This is a genomic window from Aeromonas molluscorum 848 (assembly GCF_000388115.1).
Lineage (GTDB): Bacteria > Pseudomonadota > Gammaproteobacteria > Enterobacterales > Aeromonadaceae > Aeromonas > Aeromonas molluscorum.
The window spans coordinates 1-22,604 of the sequence record NZ_AQGQ01000053.1 but is presented as its reverse complement, the minus strand read 5'-3'; the positions used below and the strand labels follow the sequence as shown (position 1 = coordinate 22,604).

Sequence of the window (22,604 nt, the reverse complement as noted above, 5' to 3'; positions counted from 1 at the left end):
CCCCACGGCCCGAAAGGCGATCTCCCGCAATCGGCCGAGTTCGCGCAGTATCTCGGAGTGGCTCTGCTCACGGCGGCGATAGAGATAGATCCGCTGCCCATCCGGGGTCTGGCCGAGGGGCTCACAAGCCTCTATCGCCTGCTTGAGTCTTGCCCTGTCTCCCGGCAGCGCTATCGGCGCCTCGGTGGCGAGGCGACCCTGCTTGCCAAGGCCGATGCGATAGAGATGCTCGCGTACCAGTTTGGCCCCAGGCTTGGCTGGCAGCGCCTCGAAGGCGTGGGGTGGGATGCGTTGCCCTATGGTGATGGTCATGCGCCCCCCTTGCTGGCGAAATAGCTGGGCGGCCAGCAACAGGCCTGCCCAGGATTTGTTGAGCCAGGAGCCGAGGTAAAAGCCCAAGCCGTTGCGCGCTCCCAGATGGATGGGCACCAGCGGGCTCTGGGTGCGCTTGGCCAACTTGATAAATCCCCCCTGCCAGGGACCATCCTTGATGCCCCTGAGGCCGAGACGCGACACCTCACCGGCCGGGAATATGATGATGGCGCCCCCCTTGGCCAGATGCTCCCCCATGGCGAGTATGGCCCTGCGATCGGTCTTGCCCCCCAGGTTGTCTACCGGCAGCAGCAGGGATTGCAGGGGGGGGAGGCTGGCCAGCAAGCGGTTGGCCACTATCTTCACGTCCGGGCGAATGCGGCCGAGCAGGCGTAGCAGCGCCAGACCATCGAGGGAGCCGATGGGGTGATTGGCCACCAGTATGACCCGGCCCTCGGCCGGGATGTTCTCGAGCTGGGCCTCGCTGACGTGATAATCGAAATCGAGCTGGCAGAGCGCCTGTTCGACGAAATCCAGCCCCTTGAGATGGGGGTACTGGGCGGCGAATTGCTGAAAGTCGCGCTCGCGCAACAACCACTTGAGGGCGCGGCGAGCCGGCCCCGGCAGATTGAGGCGGGGAAAGTGCTGGCTGAGAATGGCATCGACGCTGAACATGGGGCGGCTCCGGCTGTGGTTCTTCCCCAGCATGGCGCCGCTCTGTTCCCGCCCCGTGGCAGCCCCGTGACAGTTTGATGGCAAGGGGCGGCAGGCGATGGGAGAGCCTGGCGGCTGGGCAGATTCCGGCACCAGGCCACTCCCGTGACGTCAGTCCTGGTACTTGGCGCTCAGATGCACCAGGGCGACCAGGGTCTGCACCGCTTTTTCCATGGATTGCAGCGGGATGAACTCATGTTTGCCGTGGAAGTTGTGGCCGCCGGTAAAGAGGTTGGGGCAGGGCAAGCCCATGAAGGAGAGACGGGCGCCATCGGTGCCACCGCGAATGGGTTTTATCTTGGGGGTCACCTCCACCGCCTGCATGGCGGCCCTGGCCAGCTCGACGATGTGCATGTGCGGCGCTATCTGTTGCTTCATGTTGCGATAACTGTCCCGCATAGCGAGGTCGATGCGCGCCCCCGGCGCCGCTATCTGCAGGGCTGCGACGCGCTCGGCGAGCAGGGCCTTGCGAGCGGCAAAGCCCTCATCATCAAAGTCGCGAATGAGATAGTGCAGCTCGCTCTGCTCCACGGTGCCGCTCATTTGTGCCAGGTGGAAGAAACCCTGATAACCGTCGGTGGCCTCCGGCGTTTGCTCGGGGGGCATGGCGGCGTGAAAGCGCGCAGCCAGGGTTTGACTGTTGATGAGCTGGTCCTTGGCGGTGCCCGGATGGACGTTGTTGCCGGTGAATCGCACCGTGGCGCTGGCGGCATTGAAGTTCTCGTATTCGAGCTCCCCCACCTCGCCACCATCTACCGTGTAGGCCCAACGAGCGGGAAAGCGGGCAAGGGGGAACAGATCGGCGCCACGGCCTATCTCTTCGTCCGGCGTGAACCCCAGCCAGAGATCTCCTCGGCGCGAGACCGGGTCTGTCCTCAGCCGCGCCACCGCCGTGATGATTTCGGCGATGCCGGCCTTGTCATCGGCGCCCAGCAGGGTAGTGCCATCCGTGGTGATGAGATCCTGCCCCAGATAACGCTTGAGGCAGGGGTGCTCGCGAGTGCTCAGCACCTCGTCCCCCTTACCCAGGCAGATATCACCGCCCTGGTAGTTTTCGATGAGCTGGGGATTGACCCGCTCGGCCTCGAAATCGGCGGTGTCCATATGGGCGATAAGGCCGATGGCGGGGGCGCCTGGTTGATTGCCGGGCAGGCAGGCGGTGAGGTAGCCGTTCTCATCCAGGATCACCTGGCTCAGGCCCATGGCCTGCAATTCACGCTGCAAGGCGAGGGCGAACTGCCGTTGGCCCGGGCTGCTCGGGCAAAGGGGGCTGTTGGCGTTGGATCGGGTATGAAAGCTCAGATAGTGCAGAAAGCGGGACAGCAGCTGGTCCATGGGACGGCCTCGACAGAAGATGAATCCCCATTGTCTGCCGAGCCCTGATGCCTCACCTTGCGTCAGCGCAGTTTTTTGGTGACTAACCCCGTCATGGGCTCCTGGTCATCGAGCAGGGGTCAGGGGTTGTCGTGCGAAACCGCCTGCAACCCCTGTGCTAAAAACGGGAGAAAGTACCGGGGGTGCGGGGTTGAAAAAGCCCCAGGGCACGGGGGGAGGGCAACAGAGGCCAACCCCAGAGCTGGCTTGGCTGGCAGCGAGATCGAGATCGCCTCAAAAAAGCGAAAATTTAACAAGATTTTTTATTGTCAGCCCGGCGCAGAAGTGTGTAAACTCCGCGCCGATCCAAGGGGTAACCCAGGGCAGGCTAGGCCGCCCATCCCCCTTGAGTTCGACCGCCTATAGGGCGAGGCATGCAGACACGACAGACACTGCAGGGATTGGATTTCTTTTATATCGGTTAGGTTCCGATATCAGGGAGAACAGCAGGCATTTTGGCCATTCAGGCGACCGAGTGGGCCCTTGGGCTCATCATCATCCCCTTGTCATGGGCGGTCGTGGATGGAAATGTGTGCTGCGGTATCTTGTCGTCATGTGCTCGCGTTTGCGATGACGCCTCGTTCCTCTCTTCCTTGAAATCCTCCTCCCAAGGTGTTGTGACTGCCAGGCCATGATGAGCCGCGGCGTGGCTGATGCTGCGCGCCATCAAAGTACCGCGGAGCTGAAACCCAGCGCCGCATACCGTTGAGCTTGATGTAAAGCCACAAGCCCCACATCAAGACTCGTTACTTCCCAAAATCCACCAGGCAGCCTTGGCTCGCCGCAAATGGTCTGGATGTGATTGAGGGTAACGAAGGCGGCTTCACGCCGCTCATTTGCGAGGCATAGCCCATGACTAACTGGTCCAGCAAGGACTCCTTGAAGGTTTACAACGTTCCCTACTGGGGGGCGGGTTTCTTCAATATCAACGACGCCGGTCACGTGACCGTTTCGCCCGACAAGACTCGCCCAGAGGCGCAGATAGTGTTGTCTGACGCCATCGAACAGCTGCGTCAATCCGGCTTGACCACCCCTGTGCTGCTGCGTTTCCCCGACATTCTCAAGAGCCGGGTCGATGCCCTGTTCAACGCCTTTGGTCAGGCCATCGAGAAGTCCGGCTATGAGGGCGACTACCTCTGTGTTTACCCGATCAAGGTAAACCAGCAGCGCCGCGTCATCGAAACCATCAGCCAATCTTACAGCGACAAACCGCGTCTGGGTCTGGAAGCGGGCTCCAAGCCCGAGTTGCTGGCCGTCCTGTCTCATCACCACGATCGCGGTTCCGTCATCGTCTGCAACGGTTACAAAGACCGTGAATACGTGCGCCACGCCTTGCTTGGCAACCTGATGGGCCACAAGGTCTACATAGTGGTCGAGAAGCCCTCCGAGCTGGAGTTGGTGCTCGATGAAGCCAAGCGCCTCAACATCAAGCCGAACATAGGTGTGCGTGCCCGTCTGGCCTCCACCGGTTCCGGCATGTGGGAATCGAGCGGCGGCGCCATGTCCAAGTTCGGTCTCTCCGCCTCCCAGATCCTGGCATTGGTCGAGCGTCTGCGCGGCCTGGGCCAGCTTGACTGCTTGCAGCTGCTGCACTTCCACCTGGGCTCGCAGATTGCCAATATCCGTGACATCCAGGGCGGCATCCGCGAGTGCGGCCGTTTCTACGCCGAGCTGCGTCGTCTGGGCGCCGATATCGACGTGGTCGATGTGGGCGGTGGTCTGGGTGTGGATTACGAGGGCACGCGCTCCCAGAGCCACTGCTCCGCCAACTACAGCCTGTCCGAGTACGCCAACAACGTGGTGTGGGGCATAGGCGATGTCTGTCGTGAGTTCGACCTGCCGCATCCTACCATCATCAGCGAATCTGGCCGGGCACTGACCGCCCACCATGCCGTGCTGGTCACCAACATCATTGGCGCCGAAGGGGCCGAGATGAGCGAGGTTCATGCGCCTGATGCGGATGCACCAACCCTGCTGCAGAACATGTGGAAAGGGTGGCAGGAGCTCAACCACGAGGAAGATCCCTCGCTGCTGGAGCTGTTCCATGACTCCCTTGCTGATCTGACCGACGTCAACGCCCAGTACACCATGGGTATGCTCAATCTGGAGCAGCGCGCCTGGGCCGAAACCTTGCATCAGAACACCTGCCTCAAGCTCAAAGAGAAGCTCAATCCGGTAAACCGCAGCCACCGTGCCCTGGCCGATGACCTGAACGAGAAACTGGCCGACAAGTGTTTCGCCAACTTCTCCCTGTTCCAGTCGTTGCCCGATGCCTGGGGGATTGGTCAGGTGTTCCCGGTGATGCCGCTGGCTGGCCTGGATCGCCCATTGAGCCGCCGCGGTATCCTGATGGATATCACCTGCGATTCCGACGGTCAGGTTGAACACTATGTGGATGGCCTGGGGGTGGAGAGCACGCTGCCGATGCCGGAATATGGCGAGCATGAAGAGTGCCATGTCGGCTTCTTCCTGGTCGGTGCCTACCAGGAGATCCTGGGGGATCTGCACAACCTGTTCGGTGATACCCACTGCGCGGAAGTCTGGCTGGACGACGAAGGCAAGATGGACATCCGCAACGTGGTGCGCGGCGATACCGTCGAGCAGCTGTTGCGTTACGTCAACATAGATCCTTCCGTCATTCGCGAGAGCTATCAGCGCATCGCCTCTCATCCAGCCCTGGATGACGAGACCCGCAAGGCCCTGCTCGACGAGCTGGATCTGGGTCTGCAAGGTTATGCCTACCTGGAAGACGAATAAGCCTCTGGTTTGTTCGCCCCGTCGGTGGAAACAAAAAGACGGGAATGAAAAAGCGGCGCCTTCGGGCGCCGTTTTTTATGATCAGAACACTTGGCTCATGGCAAAGCAAGCTGCAAGCAGCGGATCAGTGGTTGCGAGTCTGGACAAGGGGCCAGCCTCAGGCCGGCAAGGCTTCGTGGCCGGTGCAGTGGGCCAGCAAGTTATCGGCAGGCATGGGGCGACCGAGCAGATAGCCCTGCAGGGTGTCGCAGCCAAGCCGGACCAGCAGGGCCCGTTGCTGCGCCGTCTCTACCCCTTCCGCCACTATGCGCATCCCCAGGGTGTGGCCCAGGGCGATGATGGCGCTGACGATGGCGGCATCCTCTCCCGTCTGGCCGAGGGAGGTAACAAACCCCTTGTCAATTTTGAGCTCATTGGCCGGGAAGCGTTTGAGGTAGAGCAGGCTGGAGTAACCGGTGCCGAAGTCATCGATGGATATTTTGACCCCCAGCTCCGCCAACCGGTTGAGAATGAGCAGACTCTCCTCGGCATTCTCCATGGCGGTGGACTCGGTGATCTCCAGGGTCAGGTGATGAGCCTCCAGCCGATGACGGTGCAGGGCCTCTTCGACCACCCCCAGCAATCCCGGGCTGGCCAGCTGTATGGTGGAGAGGTTTACCGCCAGACTCCACTGATCATGGCCCGCCGCCAGCCAGATACGCATCTGGCGACAGGCTTCATCGATGACCCAGTTGCCGATGGGAATGATGAGCCGGGTCTTCTCCGCCAGCGGCAAAAAGCTGGCGGGGGAGATGGCGCCATGGACCGGGTGTTGCCAGCGCAGCAGTGCCTCGACTCCGACCACCTGGCCATCCTGGGCTCCGTATTTGGGTTGATAATGGAGCGCCAGCTCGCCCCGCTCCAGGGCGTAGCCCAGATCCTGTTGCAACAGGAACTGCTGGTGGGCATTGGCGTTCATGGCGCTGTCGAAGAAGTAGTAGTCGTTGCGCCCCCGCTCTTTGGCGTAATACATGGCCGCATCGGCGTTGAGGGTCAGCTCGTGCAGGCTGGTACCATCATCGGGGTAGATGGCGATGCCGATGCTGACCGTGATATGGAGGCTGTGATGCTCGAGCTGATAGGGTCTGGCTATCTCGGCCAGCAGACGTTCGGCAAACAAGCGGGTCTGGGCCATGTCCCCCGGCGCCAGAGCCAGCAAGAACTCGTCCCCTCCAAAGCGCGAGGCGGTGTCGCTGCTGCCGAGCAACCCCTTGATGCGCTCAGTCACCTCGAGCAGCAGCAGATCGCCGGTGTGGTGGCCGTGGGCATCATTGATGATCTTGAAGCCGTCCAGGTCGAGGAACAGCAGGGCGAAGCGCTGCCGACTGTGCTGGCAGCGCTTGATGCTCTGCTCCAGCCGGTCGGCAAACAGCAAGCGGTTTGGCAGGCGGGTCAAGCTGTCATGGAGCGCCAGCTTGACCAGCTCGTCGTGAGCCTGGTGCAAGGAGGAGGAGAGGCGGGCATTTTGCACATCCAGCATGGAGAGAATGAGGGCGACGGCAAACACCGTCAAGGTCACGACTATGACCACCAGGGCCAGCCACTGGGCATCCAGCCCGGTATAGAGGGCGCCACAGAGGCTGCCGATTGGGAACTCGGCCGCCGCCATGCCGGTGTAGTGCATGCCGATGATGGCGACGCCCATCACCAGAGAGGCCAGTGCCTTGCTGAAGAAGGCGCGCTGGGTGCGATCGCGCAGGCGAAAGGCTATCCAGAGCGCGGCGCCGGAGGCCAGTACGGCGATGAGGATGGAGAGCGCAAAGAGACCCGGCAGATAGTGAATGCCGGGCGTAATCATCATGGCCGCCATGCCGATATAGTGCATGGCCGCGATGCCCACTCCCATCAGCAAGGCGCCGCCTGCGATATGGCTCAAGGGCAGGGTGGCGCGGCTCACCAGCCAGAGTGCGAAGGCGGAGGAACCCACGGCCGCAATGAAGGAGAGGCCGGTCAGGGTGAGATCGTAACCGAGGGCGATGGGCAGTTTGAAGGCCAGCATGCCGATGAAATGCATGGACCAGATGCCAAAACCCATGGCGAAGGCTCCCCCCGTGAGCCAGAGGGCCGCCGCCCGCCCCTGGCTCTGGCTGACCCGGCTCGTCATGTTCAAGGCGGTATAAGAGGCGAGTACGGCAACCAGGATGGAGAAGAACACCAGATCCTGGCTGTAATAACTGCTGAGCATGGGAGGCGTCATAAGCACTTCTAATAACCCTGGGATGAATCGCCGGCCTGAGCCACGGCAAAGGTAATCTGGCAAAATTGGCCGGCGATTGTACACCAGAGCCGTCATAAGTCGGTCTGATATAAGTGCCAAAATAGGTCTTAGATCTGCTTGTCGAGACTGAATTTATCCATTTTCTCAGCTTCCCCCTGCACTTTATCCGGACTTGGGTTCCACATTGCCCCCACTTGAAAATCAGGGAATGACCAGTTCGAAGTTATGCCTATATCCTCCATGTCATCTGTGGGGCATAACGAAATGACACTCTCTAGCCAACCGCCAATTTGGCAGCGTCTTTCCACATAAAGGGCGGCATCGGGGTAGTGAGACGCCATTTAATATTCATCGGTTGGCTGCCACTATAAGACACGTACTCCACCTCGCCAAAGTTCACGAAGCCAAGGGTACGGCCAAATTCATCTTTGCTCTGCTCGCGGACGAACAGAAACAAGCGCTTACCTTCTGCTCTGTGGTTTATGTAACTCAGACCCTTACCCCGCTCGGGGCGAGCGCTGTTTTGGCTTTGCCAATGAAACAGCGACTCGTTGATGGCGTAGTCGTGATAACGGGTGGTGGGGGAGAAGTGCTGCTCAGTTTTATTCAGAGTCACAAACAACAACTCGATATTTTGCTCTGCGATGACATACACCCCTTCGCGAGCAGTCGGTTGTTGCGCGAAGGTGGTCGCGCCAAAGCCAACTAGCACCTGCTCTCTGGCATATCGGGCATGCAGTTGTAGCGGGTTGCCGGGAAGGTGAGGCATGGACCGTTGCTCGTGTTGCACCCGGTTGATAAGCATGGGCAACAGATCTGCCAGCTCGGCCCTTAACGCTGGTTGATTGAGTTGTTTCAGGCCTTGTGCCAAGGAGCTAAAACCTGCGTTGGGGCCGCTCTGTTGCCAGAAGTCGTAATGGCACATCAAGGCCATGCGTTCATCGTGTTCGGCCGTTAAGGTAAATGCGTTTGCCACCAAGGTTTGTAGGAAGTTCAAGTAATGGAGAGCATCGCAGCCCAACAGGCGGGTTCTGATAGCCCGGGTGTAGAGGGTCGACAGCTTCTCATCGCTCATTTCAGAAACGGTATGGTTGTGGGCCTGTTTGACCAAGGCGCTCCAATTGCCGCGCTTGTAGATCTCCTCAAGGCTGATGTGAGGGTAGAACTTCAAGAAGTTCGCCAGTGTCAGCGGTAAATCGCAATCCTGTGAGAAACGGCGGATCAGGCCCATGAGGCGCGCGGTATTGAGAGTCGCCTTCTTGATATTGCTCAGAATTAACTCTTGGGTCTGTTTTGAGAGTTCGATGCGGCAACCCAATGGGGCATGGGGAAAGCCCTGTTTGATTTCGTGGTTGATCGCCTTATTGGTTTTACCCACCAGAGCCCGGAATTTCTGGGCAAAATCATACTCTGCGCGAGCATTGCCAACAAAATCCAACACGGTGCAGCACTCTTTATCGTGCGCCAGCCGCAGGCCCCGCCCTAATTGCTGCAAGAAGATGGTGAGGCTTTCCGTTGGTCTTAAAAACAGCAAGGTATCGACTTCCGGGATATCAACACCTTCGTTGAAGATGTCCACCACGCAGAGAATATTGATAACGCCGGTACGCAAATCTTGTTGTTTGCTATGGCGCTCGTCTCGGTTATCGCTGGTGAGGATGTCAGCCTTGATGCCCTTCAATAAAAATGCCTTGCACATAAAATCAGCGTGTTCGCGGCTCACACAAAATGCCAGCGCTTTGATCTTGGTAATATCAGTGACGATCTCATAGAGGTTCTGGACTATCTTCTGTACCCGCTGCTGATTGTGGGTATAGATATTGGTGAGCTCAGTGATGTCATAACGACCATTTTTCCAAGCGACTTGGCGCAAGTCAGTATCATCATCGATACCAAAATATTGGAACGGACAGAGATGGCGACGATTGATGGCCTCGGGCAAGCGGATTTCTGCTGCGATCACACCACAAAAGTCCGCAAGAATATCACCGCCATCATGGCGCTCTGGCGTTGCGGTCAATCCCAACAAAATGTGAGGTTCAAAGGCTGCGAGCAAACCACGATAACTGGCCGCCGCAATATGGTGAACCTCATCGATGACGATGTAATCGAAATAGTCAGGGCTAAGGCGCAACGTAGCCAGCTGGTTATTCAAGGATTGCACCGAGGCAAATAGCTGACGGTAGTGGGTTGGCACGGCGCCGCCGACCAAGAGTTCGCCAAAATTGGATTGCTTGAGCACACCGCGGTACGAGGCCAATGCTTGGCGCAAGATCTCCTCTTTGTGGGCGGCAAACAGAAACTTGGCGTCGGGTTTTGTTTTCAGAAAACGTGCAAAATCAAAGGCGGATATCAGGGTTTTCCCTGTACCGGTGGCCGCAACCACCAAGTTACGAAAGCGCTGATGTAAAGCGCGTTCCATCGCCAATTGCTCAAGGATCTCCTGTTGATGGGGAAACGGCGTGATATCAAAGAAATAGGCAGGGCTATTTTTGTCCCCATCCCCACGGGCCTCTTGCAGCGCATGCTGCAATTTTGTACGGCTTTCGAGCTTGCCATCAAACAGCTCAAAATCATCGGACTCCCAATAGGTTTCAAAGGTACTCAGGGATTTCTCGATAATATGAGGGATCTCTTGCGAGGTGATTTTTAGGTTCCACTCCAAGCCACTGGTGAGGGCAGAATGAGAGAGGTTGGATGAACCTATATAGCCGGTATGAAAGCCAGTATTTCGGCAAAAGAGATAGCTTTTAGCATGCAACCGCTCGCGCTGGGTGTTATAGCTGAGTTTGACTTCAGTGTTGGGCAGGCTGGCTAAAAATTCGACCGCCTTGGCGTCGGTAGCCCCCATATAAGAAGTGGTAATCACTTTTAATTGGCGGCCGCTGCGAGTGAACTCTTCCAGCTCATGGCGGAAAATACGGATACCTGCCCATTTGATAAATGAGACCAGCCAGCAGATGCTATCTGCCGATAATATCTCCCGTTTAATCTCCGACTCCATCGACAAACCCGCATTGCTGCCGCAGAACAGCTCACTTTGCGTCAGACCGGTCAGAGGGAAAATATCCTCGGTATATTGCTTTAAATTGGCGGAGATGGGGTTATCCAACTGGTAGAGCGCAGTCAGAATTCTCCCTTGACTATCGATGAGGTTCTCGCCAATAAAGTCTGGGTCTTGGGTGCGATCCTTTAGCCAAAGCAATAACTGGTTGGCCAGCTCAATCTGCCGTTGCAGCTGATCTTCTCCAGTGACCGAACCCACCGCATATTCCAAAACACGACTCAGAAATCGTGATAACCAGACTGCCGCTTCGGCAGGTTCAAGCTGGCGTTCCCCTACGTAAAAGCGCTCGCGGTCGAGTCGAGATGTCAGCAGTTGAGTAATGAGTTGTTCATAAATACCGCATTGTTGCATCGCACACTGGCCTTGAACGTTGTACATGAGGGGGGCGAGAAGAGTATCATTTTTTCCAACCAAATCAGTAAGCTGTTATCACCTGTTACTCGTTTGAAAATCGCCCCGGTTTTCGTGATACAGCTCGGCAGTAGCAACCACAGGGAGGTGGTGATGGATCCGGTTTCCTATCTTTTTTCGGCTTATCTCAACTTGGTGCAGCAGCAGGTGACGGATATCTATGGCACCGAGGCCAAGACGCTGGTGGTGGAATATGAGAGAGAGCAGGTGCCCTTTACCTTCCAGTTCTGGCAGATCCAACCCAAAAGCGTCTGCCGTCCCTACGAGCAGGATATGCGGCGTTTTAGCCAGTGCACGGTCAAGGCGTCCGCCCTGTTTCACAAGCTGTGTGATGACTTGACCCGGCAGGATGACAGCAGTTGGCAACTGCCCAAATTTCGCACCATGTACTGCTCGGCGGCCGTCAGTTATCGGCCGATGATTGCCGAGATTGGGGATGCCAAACAGAGCCCGGCCAAGCTGGCGGAGCGCGCCTGCAATCAGGCCATTCTGGCAGCCATGGACAGTGAGGATGAAACCTTACTTGCTCGGCGTGATCAGACTTGTTCCTCCATTCGGTGAGTGGAACTAGGGTGCCATACTGAAGCAACACTCTGACAACAGGTGCTATGGCACAGTTGCTTTTGATAATGGCAAGGGTAAGGGAATGGCTCACTACAGAAGCGAGACGAAGCGATGATCAGCCACATAGACCATCTGGTATTGACGGTGAGTGACATAGAGCGGTCCGTCGCGTTTTACCGCGCTGTGCTCAATATGGAGGCCATCACCTTTGGTGCCGGGCGACGGGCGCTGCGTTTTGGCAACCAGAAGATCAACTTGCAACTGCTGGGGCAGGAGCCGCGTAACCGGGCGCAGGTGGGGCGGGGGATCTCTGTCTCATCAGCCACTGGCCCCTTGATGAGGTGATGCGCCATCTGCGTGAGCAGGGGATCCCGCTGATCGAGGGACCGGTTGTCAAGTCCGGCGCCATGGGAGAGATAAGCTCTGTCTATTTCCTCGACCCCGATGCCAACCTGATCGAGGTGAGCGTCTATCCGCATCTCCAGGAAGGGGGGCATCGCCATAGTGATGGCAAGGAGTGCCGATGAAACCGATAACCCGCAAGTTAGGGGGCTGGTTGGCCCTAGTATGGGGTGCCGCGCTGCTTGCCGGGTGTGCGAGTCATGAGCTTCGGCTCGCCCCGGCGCAGTCGTCGCCCAAGCTCCAGGCCGGGCAGAGCCTCTATATCGCGCTCGCCACGGACGCTGCCTATGGCGAGTACCACTATCCGGGCTCGGGTCTGATGCTAAGTCAGGCCATAGCGGCGCCGCTGCGCAGGCGACTGGCTCGGGTCGACTTGGCCAGTCAGCCAGAGAGCGTGAATGAGGCCCTGGTCACTGCTCGTCAGGGAGGGTATGAGCTGATCTGTTATCCTGAGATCCTTCACTGGGAAGACAGGGGCAGCGCGGAAGAGACGAGTCCCGACAAGGTGACCGTCAAGCTGACCCTGATCGAGGTGGCCAGTGCCAAGGCGCTGCGTTTCGCTTCGATTGAGGGGCAGAGCGGCCTCGCCACCCCGGGGGCCGAGCATCCCCAGGATCTCTTGCCTGCTCCCCTTGAAGCATTTGCAAGCAGCCTGTTCTGAGGGCATGCCATCGCCAATTCAAGGTACCCTCTTCTGCGCCATGTCCTGCGATGGAACAGGGAGAGGCCAGTCTTTATATCCAATGAACCTCAATGGGGGCGGAGTCGAGATGCTGGAACTGAGACCCAACTGCGAGTGCTGTGATCGGGATCTGCCCCCTGAGTCGGAGCAGGCGCTTATTTGCAGCTATGAATGTACCTTTTGCATCGATTGTGCCGCACAGCATCTGGGGGGGCTCTGCCCCAACTGTGGTGGCAATCTGGTGGCGCGTCCGATCCGCCCGGCGGCACGACTGCTTAACGATCCTGCTTCCAGCCTGCGAGTGCTCAAGGCCGCTGGCTGCGCCAAGCAAGGATAGAGACTACTTGGGGGCCCTGGTTTGTCGCCGCAGGCGGAGGAATACGTTGGGCAGAACTACCGAGATGGATGGAATGGAATCTGCTCTGGCTGTGAAAGATCCGGTTCGTCATCGCCCATCGGTGGAATGAGAAAGAGAGAGTCGACACTCTTGAGGCAGGATATTGCGACAAGCCAGCGCGGCAGCCCTTGGGCTGCCGCGTTGTTCATTTTATCCGGCCATGGGTCTGTCAGCAGACCCCTTGGGCCAGCATGGCGTCGGCCACCTTGACGAACCCGGCGATATTGGCGCCGCTCTCGTAGTTCACATGGCCCTCCTCATCCTGTCCGTATCTAACACAGGTGCTGTGAATGCTGGCCATGATCTCCTTGAGACGGGCATCGACTTCATCCCGGCTCCAGCCGAGGCGCTGGGCATTCTGGCTCATTTCGAGCCCCGAGGTGGCAACGCCCCCTGCGTTGGCCGCCTTGCCCGGGGCAAACAACACCCGGGCTGCGTGGAAAGCGTGAATGGCGGCGGCGCTGCTCGGCATGTTGGCCCCTTCCACCACTAGCTGCACACCGCCCGCGATGAGCGCCGCGGCATCCTCTTCCCCTAGCTCGTTCTGGGTGGCGCAGGGCAGGGCGACCTGAGTCGGCAAGTGCCAAGGGGAGCGGCCAGTGAAGAACTCCAGCCCCAGCTCATGGGCGTAATCCGCGACCCGTTTACGCTGCTCGTTCTTGAGCGTCATCAGGCGGGCCAGTTTTTCGGGGGTGAAGCCGTCCGGATCGTAGACGGTGCCACCGGAGTCGGAGGCGGTGATGACCCGGGCGCCGAGTGCCATCGCTTTCTCGATGGCGTACTGGGCGACGTTGCCCGATCCCGACACCGAGACCCGCATGCCGTCGAGCGACTGGCCGCGGTGGGCCAGCATGGCCTGGGCGAAATAGAGCAGGCCGTAGCCGGTGGCTTCCGGGCGGATCAAACTGCCGCCAAAGGAGAGCCCCTTGCCGGTGAAGACGCATTCGGCGCTGTTGGTGAGCTTCTTCATCATGCCCGCCATGTAGCTCACTTCACGCCCGCCGACGCCGATGTCACCGGCGGGGACATCGGTGTTGGCCCCAAGGTGGCGATAGAGCTCCAGCATCAGCGCCTGGCAAAAACGCATCACTTCCCCCTCGCTCTTGCCCTTGGGATCGAAATCACTGCCGCCCTTGCCACCGCCCATGGGCAGGGTGGTGAGCGCAGTTTTTGAAGGTCTGCTCGAAGGCGAGGAATTTGAGTACGGAGAGATCCACCGAGGGGTGGAAGCGCATGCCGCCCTTGAAGGGACCTATGGCGCTGTTGTGTTGGATGCGATAGCCGCGGTTGACCCGCACCTGCCCCTGGTCATCAACCCAGCTCACCCGGAACTGAATGAGGCGCTCCGGCTCAACCAGCCGCTCCAGCAGTCCGTGCGTCAGGTAGCGGGGATGACGCTCGATGAAAGGCCAGATGGAGGCGATCACTTCACTCACCGCCTGAATGAACTCGGGCTGGTGAGGGTTGCGTTTGGCCACATTGGCCAGGAAGTCCGTCTGGGATAGTGAATGACTCATCGATAACTCCTGTATGGGATGATGAAATAGGCGCTTGCCAGCAAGCGAGCCAGGCCAGGCATCCAAGAATATTTTTTATGTTGTGATGAATGGGGGTGGATATTCGTTTTTATTTTTTTTACAAAACAATGTTCCATTTTTATCGAAAAAGGTGGTTTTCACATGGCGCCACAGTAAGATAATTCGCGCGACCTAAAATCTTTTTATGCATTTTTGATTAATAAATAGCAAGTTCTTATTGGCGCCAAATGACGCAGGATTGAATCGGTGACATACCAGTGAATGTTTCTTGCGGGAAAGACGGGGGGCGGCGGCCTTCATTGCGCCCTGATGCTCTGTACTTTTTGTTCGGCTCCATCTGTCAGTGGGACTTGTGCCCTCATGGGCCAGGTATTGGGCCTGCCATCGCGCCATTCGGTGGGGCGGGCGAGAAGTATCCGGGGTAAGACGGGGGGCAATATGCTACTGTAGCGGCGTTTTTTCGAAGAATGCGCAGGCCCTGACCTGTTTGAAAATGCTTTTTTGCAGATGCTTTTTTGTAGATGGAACAGTATGCAGACTAACCCGACGATGACCAGGCTGACCCAGCCGCAGACCCTCTTCAATCCAACACTCTGGCAGGTGACTCATGCTGGCTGATGAATCCATGCGCTTGAACAAATACATCAGCGAGAGCGGCATCTGCTCGCGCCGTGAAGCCGATCGCTTCATCGAGCAGGGCTGCGTCTTTCTCAACGGCAAAAGAGCCGAGGTGGGGGATCAGGTGGTGGCTGGCGATCTGGTCAAGGTCAACGGTCAGATCATCGAGCCGCGCGAGGCCGACAGCCTGATTTTTATCGTGCTCAACAAGCCGGTGGGCATCGTCAGTACCACCGAGGGGGGCGAGAAGGACAACATCGTTGATTTTGTCAACCACAGTACCCGCATCTTCCCCATCGGGCGACTCGACAAGGATTCCCAGGGACTCATCTTTCTGACCAACCATGGCGATCTGGTCAACAAGATCCTGCGGGCTGGCAACGATCATGAGAAAGAGTATCTGGTGACCGTGGACAAGCCGGTGACCGACGAGTTCATCAAGGGCATGGGGGCCGGGGTGCCGATCCTCGGCGCCGTCACCAAGAAGTGCAAGGTGAAAAAAGAGGCACCCTTCGTGTTTCGCATCACCCTGGTGCAGGGGCTGAATCGCCAGATCCGCCGCATGTGCGAGCACTTCGGTTTCGAGGTCACCAAGCTGGAGCGGGTGCGCATCATGAACGTCAGCCTCAAGGGGCTGCCGGTGGGTGAGTGGCGCGATCTGACTGATGATGAACTGATCGAGCTGTTCAAGCTGATTGAGGACTCCTCTTCCGAAGACAAGCAGACCAAGGCTGCCAAGGCCAGCCATCCGTCGAAGGCTCAAGGCAGCAAGTCCGCCCAGGGCAAAGCGACCCGCAAGGATGACCATGAGATTGGCGGGCGTCCCAACGTGCCGGGCCCCATGGCGTTTGAGAACAAGGTTGTTGCCAAGGCGGCGGGCAAGGGCGCCGCTGGCAAGGGAGCCCCCAAGGGGGGCAAACCGGTCGCAGGCAAACCGCGTAGCAATCACTCCGGACGGCAGAAGAAGGGGCGTTGATCCCGTTCCAGCCCCTCGCTATCTCCCTCAAAACACCGGCCCAGGCCGGTGTTTTGTCATCTTGGCTCAGCCGTTTACGGGCTGAGGCGTGAGAGGAGGGCTCTGCCCCATGGCGCGGGGATAACCGGCGGGATTGAGGCGCAGCACCAACAGGCTCATGATCGCCAGTCCCCCCAGCTGCCACAGCCAGGCGGCGCCGAAGTTCCCGGTCTCCTCATGCAGCCGTGCCGCGACCCAGGGGCCGGTTGCCGCCAGCATGAAGCCAACCCCTTGCATCAGGGAACTGAGTGTCCCCGCGCGCCTGGGATCGGGCAGGTGATCGAGGGCTATCACCATGATGAGTGAGAAGCTGCCGCCGAGCCCTGCGCCGCATAGCAGGCACCAGAGCAGCGGGGCCAGGGTGGGGGCAAGCCAGAGCCCGCTGAACCCGACTATCTGCATAAGAACGGCGAGTCCCATCCAGGGGCGGCGATCCAGGCGATGCGCGGCCAGCAAGGGGAGACCAAGGCCGCTGAGGGTCTGGGCCAGCGCCAGCCAGGCCACCAGGGTGCCGCTCTGCTCTGCATTCCAGCCCAGGGCCAGGTAGGCGGGGGCCAGCCAGGCGATCACCAGGCCATAGCCGCCGTTGATGATGCCAAAGCAGCCGATCAGCAGCCAGGTGCGTGGCTGCCGGATGAGACTGGCTTCTCCCGGATGGGTTGCCATGGCGGCAGCCTGGGGGAGTTGCACCCGCCGCCATAGCCAGAGCAGGGCCAGGAGCAGGGGAAGGCTCCATAGCGCCAGGGCGTGAGACCAAGGGATCAGGTTGCTCAAGGTAGGGGTGACCAGTGCGCCCAGGGCGCCGCCCCCCATCAAGCAGGCGGAGAAGATCCCCATCACCAGCGGTACACGATTGTGAAACCTGCCCTTGATGAGGCCAGGCAAGACCCCTTGCACCAGGGCCGAACCCAGGCCGCACAGGGCGGCACTGGCGATGAGCAGGGCGCAGCTGGTCACATCGAAACGCAATGCACTGCCAAGGCCAAGCAGCAGCAAGGCCGTCGCCAGCAGGATGCGAGGGCTGGTCAGGCGCAGCAGGCCCGGGGTGAGCAAAACCCCGATACCGATGAGCCAGAGCGGCAACAGGGTCAGCCAGGCGAGGCTGGCCAGGGGCATGGCCAGATCGCTCTGGATGCGCAGACTCAAGGGGCCTATGGCGGTGAGAAAGGGCCGCAGGTTGAGGCCTGCCAGCACCACCAGTACCAGCAGGGCATTGGCGCCCTGTCTACTCATGGTGGTCGCAGCCATCCATGTTCCCATAGAGCGTGGCGGCGCTGATGGGGCTTGCCAGCTTGATGAGTGGCAGAGGAGGCGGTGCCAGTGAGAGCCCCAGACGGGCATAGCTCATCGAGCTATCAAAGCCGTAGGGCGCGGCATCCTGATTGTCGAAGGCATAGTAGACGGCACTGATGTCGTTCATCACCAGGGCACTCAGACACATGGGGCAAGGGTGACCGCTGGCGTAAACCACGGCGCCCTTGAGCGGGCCATGTTGGCTGGCGGTGCGCAGCGCCTCGAGCTCGGCATGGCGGGTGGGGTCCCCGGCCAGGTGCATCAGATTGACGGCGCTGGCCAGCAGTTGACCATCGCGAACCAGCAGCGCCGCGAAGGGGCGTCCGCCCCGGCGTCGGTGATTAAGGGCGAGTTCGACCGTTTTTACCAGCCATGCTTGATGGGTCGGCAGGGAGATGTCCGGTGTTGAAGCGTCTGTCATATGAAGTGGCCGCTTGTGGAGTCTGGTAACAGGTTAGCCCCTTGCACTATCATGGGAAAATTAAATGATTTAATGTCTATCAGTAATTTTGTAAATGGAGAGACCATGCTTGATCCCCTGTTGCTGCGCAGCTTCGTTGCCATCGTCGATACCGGCAGCTTCACCCGCGCCGGCGAGCGGGTACATCTCACCCAATCCACCATCAGCCAGCAGATGAGGCGGCTTGAGACTCAGCTCGGTTGCACCTTGTTGGACAGGCAGGGTGGTCGGGTGACGGCGACGGCGCAGGGGGAGACGCTGCTTGGCACGGCTCGGCGCATTCTCAACCTGCTTGCCCAGGCCGAACAGCAGGTGGCCGAGGCGAGCCAGCAGCTCTGCCTCGGGGTGCCGGAGGATTTCGCCGCCGGCGCCATGACCCGGGCGCTGGCCCGTTTTGCCCGGGACTATCCCCAGGTTCGGCTCGAGGTGATGAGCGGGCTCAGTCACGATCTCTGGCAGCGCTTTGCCGCAGGGGAGCTGGATCTGGCGCTGGTCAAGCAGCGGCGGGGCCAGGGCCAACCCAGGGCAGTCTGGCCCGAACCCATCGGGTGGGTAGATAGCCGCGACTGGCCCGCGGCGGGACGGGATCCCCTGCCGCTGGTGGCATTTCCAAGCGCAGGGCTCTATCGCGATGAGATGACGGCGGCGCTGGACGCCAGGGGAGTGCGCTGGCGCATCGCCTATGTCAGTGCCAGCCTGGCGAGTTTGCAGGGGGCGGTGAGCGCCGGGATCGGGGTCAGCCTGCTGCCCCAACGGTTGTTGCAGGAGGGGCAGATTAACCTGAGCCATTGGCCCGCGCTCGCTCCGATCGAGCTGGCCCTGCATGTGAGCGCTGAGCGGGGAGAGCCACTGGCCCGCCTCGCCGAGGCTCTCACCATGCTGTGTGACCAGGTGATGGGGCCATCCTGAGGCGATTCCCTTGACCGCGCAGCAAGCCGCGGATCAGCGCACCTTGAAGCGCACTATCATCGCCGTCATCAATGCCAGGATGAAGATGGCCTCTGCCCAGGCGCCATGATGGCTCAGCAGTGTGGCACCCGCCGCGGCGATGCCTGCCAGCCCTTGTTGCAAGAAACCGCACAACGCCATGGCATAGGCGCCATGCTCCCTGGCATCGCTGACCGCCAGCGCCATGCTGTTGGGAAAGAGCACCGCCTGCCCGAAGATGATGAGGCAGTAGAACCCCATCATGACCACCAGAGCGCCTGCGCCCTGCAACTCGGCCAATATCGACAGTAACACCATGCCAGCAGAGGCCAGCAGGATGATCCCCGCTCCCTGCTTCATCAACTGCTTGCCGCCGACTCTGGCGACCTGCCTGTTGACAGCCATGGCGCCCGCGAAATAGGCAACCCCGATAAGTAGCCCCAGGGCGCCAAAGGTGGTCACCTCCAGTTGGAAGCCCTGCTGCAATACGAAGGGGCTGATCTCTTGCAGGGTCACTGTTATAGCGAATCCCAAGCCTCCGGCGCAGGCGGGCCAGAGAAAGCCGGGACGTTGCAGCAGGCGCCCGTAGCGTTGCCACATGCCAGTGGTCTGCGCGGCGGGACGGGGACCATGGAGCGGCAGGCGGATCATGAGCACCAGGGCCAGGATGCCGACACCTGCCACCAGGATGAACCCCTGTTGCCAATGGGCATAGCGACTGATTAGCCCACCTATCCATTGGCCGCCACCGAGTGCGGTGATGAAGGCGATGGAGAGCACGGAGAGGCGGCGAGCCAGCTCATCGCCCTGCCAGTGATCCCGTATCAGGATGCGAGCTATGATGGTGGCGCCGCCTGCCGCCACCCCTTGCAGGGTGCGCAAGATGAGCAACAAGCTCCCTTGGCTGGTGATGGAGAGCAGCATGCTGATCCCGACAAACAACAGCAGTGACAGGGCCAGGGGGATCCGGCGGCCATAGCGATCGGCGGCGGCTCCCCCAGAACAGCAGCGGCAGTGCGGCGCCAATCACAAACAGGGGAGATGGAGAGCTCTGCATCTTTTTCTGGCCATGGCGAGATCCGTCATCACCACGGGCAGGGAGGGGAGGTAAACCGTGGTGGCCATCTGGGCCATGAACACGATGAGGCAGGCCAGGGTCATGAGGCGGGCAGAGAGGCTCCAGAGCCCCGTCGGCGCCGTACTAGGCGGGTTGTCCATCACAACACTCAGGCAAGGTAAATTGGGGAGCAATCTTCGCACTGCCTTGAGGTGGCGTCATCCCCTTGTTTGAGGCAACTCATTGTTATGCTTGCTCAAGCAGCTTGTCCCCCTGGCCATCAGCAGCGGTCAGGCGATGGTCTGGCGCGGCACCACGGCGAGCCAGATCTCGACCTCGCCACTGCCTGTGCGGGGATCAAAGTCGGCGCCATAACGCTCGAAATCGGGCTTGTGGGCCGATTGGTAATCGGACTGGGCCAGCCAGTCCAGTGCTTGTTGCCAGGTTTTCGGCATGGCAGACACATGGCCCCGATGTACAAAGACGGCGTAGGTCTGGGGCATGATGCGCATCCGGCCGAGGGGCGCTGATATGGCTTCAAGCGCAGCTACTTCAACGGCGCACATGTATTCGCAACCGGTTTCGTTGGCGCCGCAGATGACGCCGTAGCCATGTTCCCCCAACTGACCCGGCAGCGGGCCCATGGCCATGAAGTCACGCCACTGGCCGCCAAAATCGGCAAGCTGAAACTCATGGTGACGGCGCAGACCGCCGAGCAGCATGGCGGGGCCCTGTTCGATGCGTTGCGGTGGCTGCATAGGGTTTCTCCGGTAACGTTGACTTGACAGAGAGCTCAGTGCTCGGCGCCAGCGGCCAGCTTGCGCTCATAGTCCTGACGGACGATGGCAAGTGCCGCCAGGGCCAGGGCTGGGGCTATCTTGTTGGTTTCCAGCAGCTCGATGAGATCGACGGCGAGCTGCACTTCTGCGGGGGCATTTTCCAGGGACATTGTGGTTTCTCACGCGAAAGAGTGGGCGCCATTATAGCGCCCAGGGCTGCGAAGACACGCCCCGCTGGCCGGGGCGAATGCGGTCACATGTGCTGGCGCATCTCTTTGTCGAGCTCTTCGCGCAGGGCCATCAGCTTCTTGGCGTACTGCTGCAACTGCAAATCCTGCTCGCTCACCGGTTGCCACTGGGGGACGGGGCTCGGTTTGCCGTGCTCGTCCATGGCCACGAAGATGATGATGCAGTGAGTGGTCTTGTGGCGAGCCGGATCGGTCGGATGACGGCTGTAGACATCCACCGCCAGGTGCATGCTGGTGGTGCCCGTGTGGATCACCTTGGCGTGAACCTCGACCAGCTGGCCTATCTGGATGGGGCGCAGGAAGCGGATGCCTCCCACATAGACGGTGACGGCGTAGCCGCCGCACCAGCCGGCGGCGCAGGCGTAACCGGCCTGATCGATCCACTTCATCACCATGCCGCCATGGACCTTGCCTCCGAAGTTGACATCGGCGGGTTCGGCGAGAAATTGCAGGGTCAGTTCACGGGCACTCATGGTACTTCCTTATGAGGTTTGGGGTAGAAAAGCGCGGGCATCGGGCAGGGGATCGCGGCGCGATATGGACGCCATCACTGGCGATAGCCTTGTCGATACTGCTCGGCCTGCGAACAGGCGGGGACCTGGCTAAAATCCGGGCGCTTGTTGCCCTCGCGCTGGCCGAAGCGGGCAAAGGTTTGCTGGCACTTGGCCTGGCTGCCGCCCTCATCCTCACAGGCCTTGATACGCTGGGCCTTGCCTGCATCTATCAAGGTCTGCTGGGCGCTGAGGCAGGCCTGATCCAGCGTCTGTTGACGAGCCTCCCTATCTTCCAGAGCGGCCGACAGGCCGATCGAAATACTGCAACTGAGCAGCAGTGTGACAACTTTCATCCAGTGTTTTTTCATGGCGTCTCTCTGACTGGGGGGCGACCCCAGATGACCAGTGCTATGCCCCCCAAGATGCCCAGGGATGACAATAACAGCCGCAGCGACCATGACTCATCCAACCAGATGAGCCCGGCCAGGGCGGCCAGCAGGGGGACCAGCAGCTGGACGCTGGCGGCCAGGGTGCGGCCAAGCTGGGGCAATACCTTGTACCAGAGCGCATAGCCGAGCCCGGAGGCGAGCGCCCCCGAGGCCAGGGCATAGCCGATGGCGACTGGGCTGGCCTGCAGCTGGCCCAGTAGGAGGTAAATGAGGGCTGCGGGCAGGCTGGCGCGCAGAAAATGACCGGCGTTGGCAGCGAGGGGATCGCTAAAGTGCGGCGCCCGCAGGGTATAGCAGGCCCAGCCAATGCCCGCAGTCATCATCAATGCCGCCCCCATGGGGTCCGGCGCCGTAATGCCGGGCAGCAACAGCAGAACCAGACCCGCCATGGCGAGCAGCAGGCCAGCCCACTGGCGCGGCGGCAGCCGTTCTCCCCGCAGCAGGGGCGGAGCCAGCATGCTGAGCTGGACAGCGGCAAACAGCAGCAGGGCCCCCGTGCCCGTGGTCAGGGTCAGGTAGGCAAACGAGAAGGCGGCCGCGTAGACGATGAGGGCCAGGGCGCCGCCCCAGTCGCCTTGGCGCGGGGCATGGCGACGGGCACAGAGCAGCAGCAATACCAAGGCACCGCTGGTCAGGCGCAGCAGAGTGAAGAGTGCCGGATCCATCCGCTCTTCGAACAGAGCGAGACGACACAGCACAGAATTGGCGGCAAACGCCATTAGCGTCAGCAGGGTCAGCAGCACGAGGCGCGGCAGTGGCATCCATTCACCTTGAGTTCAGAGGCGGCGG

19 protein-coding genes and 2 pseudogenes are annotated in these 22,604 nt (G+C 60.0%); 7 read left to right on the top strand and 14 right to left on the bottom strand.

Translation table 11 applies throughout. The annotated features are described in order from the left end of the window. Both G113_RS09505 and pepT read right to left on the bottom strand, forming a co-directional pair. A partial coding sequence (locus G113_RS09505) for a GNAT family N-acetyltransferase (RefSeq protein WP_040319090.1) occupies nt 1-987 on the bottom strand: 987 nt, incomplete at its 3' end. A 150-nt stretch (nt 988-1,137) separates the two neighbouring features. Next, complete coding sequence (gene pepT / locus G113_RS09500; protein ID WP_005899819.1) at nt 1,138-2,361, bottom strand: peptidase T; 1,224 nt, start codon at nt 2,359-2,361, stop codon at nt 1,138-1,140. Nucleotides 2,362-3,252: 891 nt separating this feature from the next. Here pepT and speA point away from each other — a divergent pair. Then, complete coding sequence (gene speA / locus G113_RS09495; RefSeq protein WP_005899817.1) at nt 3,253-5,157, top strand: biosynthetic arginine decarboxylase; 1,905 nt, start codon at nt 3,253-3,255, stop codon at nt 5,155-5,157. A gap of 157 nt (nt 5,158-5,314) precedes the next feature. Here speA and G113_RS09490 read toward each other — a convergent pair whose 3' ends face one another. Both G113_RS09490 and G113_RS09485 read right to left on the bottom strand, forming a co-directional pair. Beyond that, on the bottom strand, nt 5,315-7,393 hold the full coding sequence (locus G113_RS09490; protein WP_236611741.1) for a putative bifunctional diguanylate cyclase/phosphodiesterase: 2,079 nt from the start codon (nt 7,391-7,393) through the stop codon (nt 5,315-5,317). 295 nt (nt 7,394-7,688) lie between these two features. After that, entirely contained in the window at nt 7,689-10,832 is a 3,144-nt protein-coding gene (locus G113_RS09485) for a DUF3427 domain-containing protein (protein ID WP_005899815.1), read from the bottom strand. A gap of 153 nt (nt 10,833-10,985) precedes the next feature. Here G113_RS09485 and G113_RS09480 point away from each other — a divergent pair, with 153 nt between their 5' ends. The 4 genes and pseudogenes from G113_RS09480 to G113_RS09465 all read left to right on the top strand — a co-directional run bounded on the left by G113_RS09480 (nt 10,986) and on the right by G113_RS09465 (nt 12,877). Next, nucleotides 10,986-11,453, top strand: coding sequence for a hypothetical protein (locus G113_RS09480; RefSeq protein WP_005899814.1), 468 nt, complete (start codon nt 10,986-10,988; stop codon nt 11,451-11,453). A gap of 114 nt (nt 11,454-11,567) precedes the next feature. Beyond that, nucleotides 11,568-11,983: pseudogene (locus G113_RS09475) on the top strand (VOC family protein). Then, nucleotides 11,980-12,519, top strand: coding sequence for a DUF4823 domain-containing protein (locus tag G113_RS09470; RefSeq protein ID WP_005899813.1), 540 nt, complete (start codon nt 11,980-11,982; stop codon nt 12,517-12,519). The pseudogene G113_RS09475 and the gene G113_RS09470 overlap by 4 nt, the downstream one beginning before the upstream one ends. Before the next feature lie 109 nt (nt 12,520-12,628). Continuing rightward, on the top strand, nt 12,629-12,877 hold the full coding sequence (locus tag G113_RS09465; RefSeq protein WP_005899812.1) for a DUF1272 domain-containing protein: 249 nt from the start codon (nt 12,629-12,631) through the stop codon (nt 12,875-12,877). Nucleotides 12,878-13,106: 229 nt separating this feature from the next. On the opposite strand, the pseudogene gdhA reads toward G113_RS09465, so the two are convergent. Beyond that, nucleotides 13,107-14,454, bottom strand: a pseudogene (gdhA, locus tag G113_RS09460) (NADP-specific glutamate dehydrogenase). Between the two features lie 628 nt (nt 14,455-15,082). Here gdhA and rluF point away from each other — a divergent pair. Further along, entirely contained in the window at nt 15,083-16,069 is a 987-nt protein-coding gene (rluF, locus tag G113_RS09455; RefSeq protein WP_005899810.1) for a 23S rRNA pseudouridine(2604) synthase RluF, read from the top strand. Nucleotides 16,070-16,135: 66 nt separating this feature from the next. Here the strand turns inward: rluF and G113_RS09450 are convergent, their stop codons facing one another. Then, the gene (locus G113_RS09450; RefSeq protein ID WP_005899809.1) at nt 16,136-17,341 is read right to left on the bottom strand and encodes an MFS transporter; all 1,206 of its coding nucleotides are present in this window, start codon (nt 17,339-17,341) and stop codon (nt 16,136-16,138) included. Continuing rightward, the gene (locus G113_RS09445; protein ID WP_005899808.1) at nt 17,334-17,822 is read right to left on the bottom strand and encodes a nucleoside deaminase; all 489 of its coding nucleotides are present in this window, start codon (nt 17,820-17,822) and stop codon (nt 17,334-17,336) included. Before G113_RS09445 ends, G113_RS09450 begins: the two co-directional genes overlap by 8 nt. 105 nt (nt 17,823-17,927) lie before the next feature. Here G113_RS09445 and G113_RS09440 point away from each other — a divergent pair, with 105 nt between their 5' ends. Next, nucleotides 17,928-18,770 (top strand): LysR family transcriptional regulator, encoded by an 843-nt coding sequence (locus G113_RS09440; protein ID WP_005899806.1) that lies wholly within the window; start codon nt 17,928-17,930, stop codon nt 18,768-18,770. A 33-nt stretch (nt 18,771-18,803) separates the two neighbouring features. On the opposite strand, the gene G113_RS09435 is transcribed toward G113_RS09440, so the two are convergent. The 7 genes from G113_RS09435 to G113_RS09415 all read right to left on the bottom strand — a co-directional run bounded on the left by G113_RS09435 (nt 18,804) and on the right by G113_RS09415 (nt 22,576). Further along, nucleotides 18,804-19,814, bottom strand: coding sequence for an MFS transporter (locus tag G113_RS09435; protein WP_236611739.1), 1,011 nt, complete (start codon nt 19,812-19,814; stop codon nt 18,804-18,806). Beyond that, complete coding sequence (locus G113_RS21745; protein ID WP_236611738.1) at nt 19,815-20,006, bottom strand: hypothetical protein; 192 nt, start codon at nt 20,004-20,006, stop codon at nt 19,815-19,817. Nucleotides 20,007-20,135: 129 nt separating this feature from the next. Continuing rightward, nucleotides 20,136-20,603 carry a GyrI-like domain-containing protein gene (locus G113_RS09430; RefSeq protein ID WP_005899804.1) on the bottom strand — a complete coding sequence of 156 codons (468 nt, stop codon included), beginning with the start codon at nt 20,601-20,603 and terminating at the stop codon, nt 20,136-20,138. A 35-nt stretch (nt 20,604-20,638) separates the two neighbouring features. Further along, the gene (gene rsmS, locus G113_RS20550; protein WP_005899803.1) at nt 20,639-20,794 is read right to left on the bottom strand and encodes a pleiotropic regulatory protein RsmS; all 156 of its coding nucleotides are present in this window, start codon (nt 20,792-20,794) and stop codon (nt 20,639-20,641) included. A gap of 83 nt (nt 20,795-20,877) precedes the next feature. Further along, on the bottom strand, nt 20,878-21,345 hold the full coding sequence (locus G113_RS09425; protein ID WP_005899801.1) for an acyl-CoA thioesterase: 468 nt from the start codon (nt 21,343-21,345) through the stop codon (nt 20,878-20,880). Nucleotides 21,346-21,419: 74 nt separating this feature from the next. After that, complete coding sequence (locus G113_RS09420) at nt 21,420-21,734, bottom strand: hypothetical protein (RefSeq protein ID WP_005899798.1); 315 nt, start codon at nt 21,732-21,734, stop codon at nt 21,420-21,422. Continuing rightward, nucleotides 21,731-22,576, bottom strand: coding sequence for a DMT family transporter (locus G113_RS09415; protein WP_005899797.1), 846 nt, complete (start codon nt 22,574-22,576; stop codon nt 21,731-21,733). Before G113_RS09415 ends, G113_RS09420 begins: the two co-directional genes overlap by 4 nt. Between the last annotated feature and the right edge of the window lie 28 nt (nt 22,577-22,604).

Excerpts from the sequence above, each read along its gene's own strand:
- pepT (WP_005899819.1), bottom strand. The coding sequence starts at position 2,361 with ATGGACCAGCTGCTGTCCCGCTTTCTGCACTATCTGAGCTTTCATACC.
- speA (WP_005899817.1), top strand. The coding sequence starts at position 3,253 with ATGACTAACTGGTCCAGCAAGGACTCCTTGAAGGTTTACAACGTTCCC.
- G113_RS09490 (WP_236611741.1), bottom strand. The coding sequence starts at position 7,393 with ATGACGCCTCCCATGCTCAGCAGTTATTACAGCCAGGATCTGGTGTTC.
- G113_RS09485 (WP_005899815.1), bottom strand. The coding sequence starts at position 10,832 with ATGCAACAATGCGGTATTTATGAACAACTCATTACTCAACTGCTGACA.
- G113_RS09480 (WP_005899814.1), top strand. The coding sequence starts at position 10,986 with ATGGATCCGGTTTCCTATCTTTTTTCGGCTTATCTCAACTTGGTGCAG.
- G113_RS09470 (WP_005899813.1), top strand. The coding sequence starts at position 11,980 with ATGAAACCGATAACCCGCAAGTTAGGGGGCTGGTTGGCCCTAGTATGG.
- G113_RS09465 (WP_005899812.1), top strand. The coding sequence starts at position 12,629 with ATGCTGGAACTGAGACCCAACTGCGAGTGCTGTGATCGGGATCTGCCC.
- rluF (WP_005899810.1), top strand. The coding sequence starts at position 15,083 with ATGCTGGCTGATGAATCCATGCGCTTGAACAAATACATCAGCGAGAGC.
- G113_RS09450 (WP_005899809.1), bottom strand. The coding sequence starts at position 17,341 with ATGAGTAGACAGGGCGCCAATGCCCTGCTGGTACTGGTGGTGCTGGCA.
- G113_RS09445 (WP_005899808.1), bottom strand. The coding sequence starts at position 17,822 with ATGACAGACGCTTCAACACCGGACATCTCCCTGCCGACCCATCAAGCA.
- G113_RS09440 (WP_005899806.1), top strand. The coding sequence starts at position 17,928 with ATGCTTGATCCCCTGTTGCTGCGCAGCTTCGTTGCCATCGTCGATACC.
- G113_RS21745 (WP_236611738.1), bottom strand. The coding sequence starts at position 20,006 with ATGGACAACCCGCCTAGTACGGCGCCGACGGGGCTCTGGAGCCTCTCT.
- G113_RS09430 (WP_005899804.1), bottom strand. The coding sequence starts at position 20,603 with ATGCAGCCACCGCAACGCATCGAACAGGGCCCCGCCATGCTGCTCGGC.
- rsmS (WP_005899803.1), bottom strand. The coding sequence starts at position 20,794 with ATGTCCCTGGAAAATGCCCCCGCAGAAGTGCAGCTCGCCGTCGATCTC.
- G113_RS09425 (WP_005899801.1), bottom strand. The coding sequence starts at position 21,345 with ATGAGTGCCCGTGAACTGACCCTGCAATTTCTCGCCGAACCCGCCGAT.
- G113_RS09420 (WP_005899798.1), bottom strand. The coding sequence starts at position 21,734 with ATGAAAAAACACTGGATGAAAGTTGTCACACTGCTGCTCAGTTGCAGT.
- G113_RS09415 (WP_005899797.1), bottom strand. The coding sequence starts at position 22,576 with ATGCCACTGCCGCGCCTCGTGCTGCTGACCCTGCTGACGCTAATGGCG.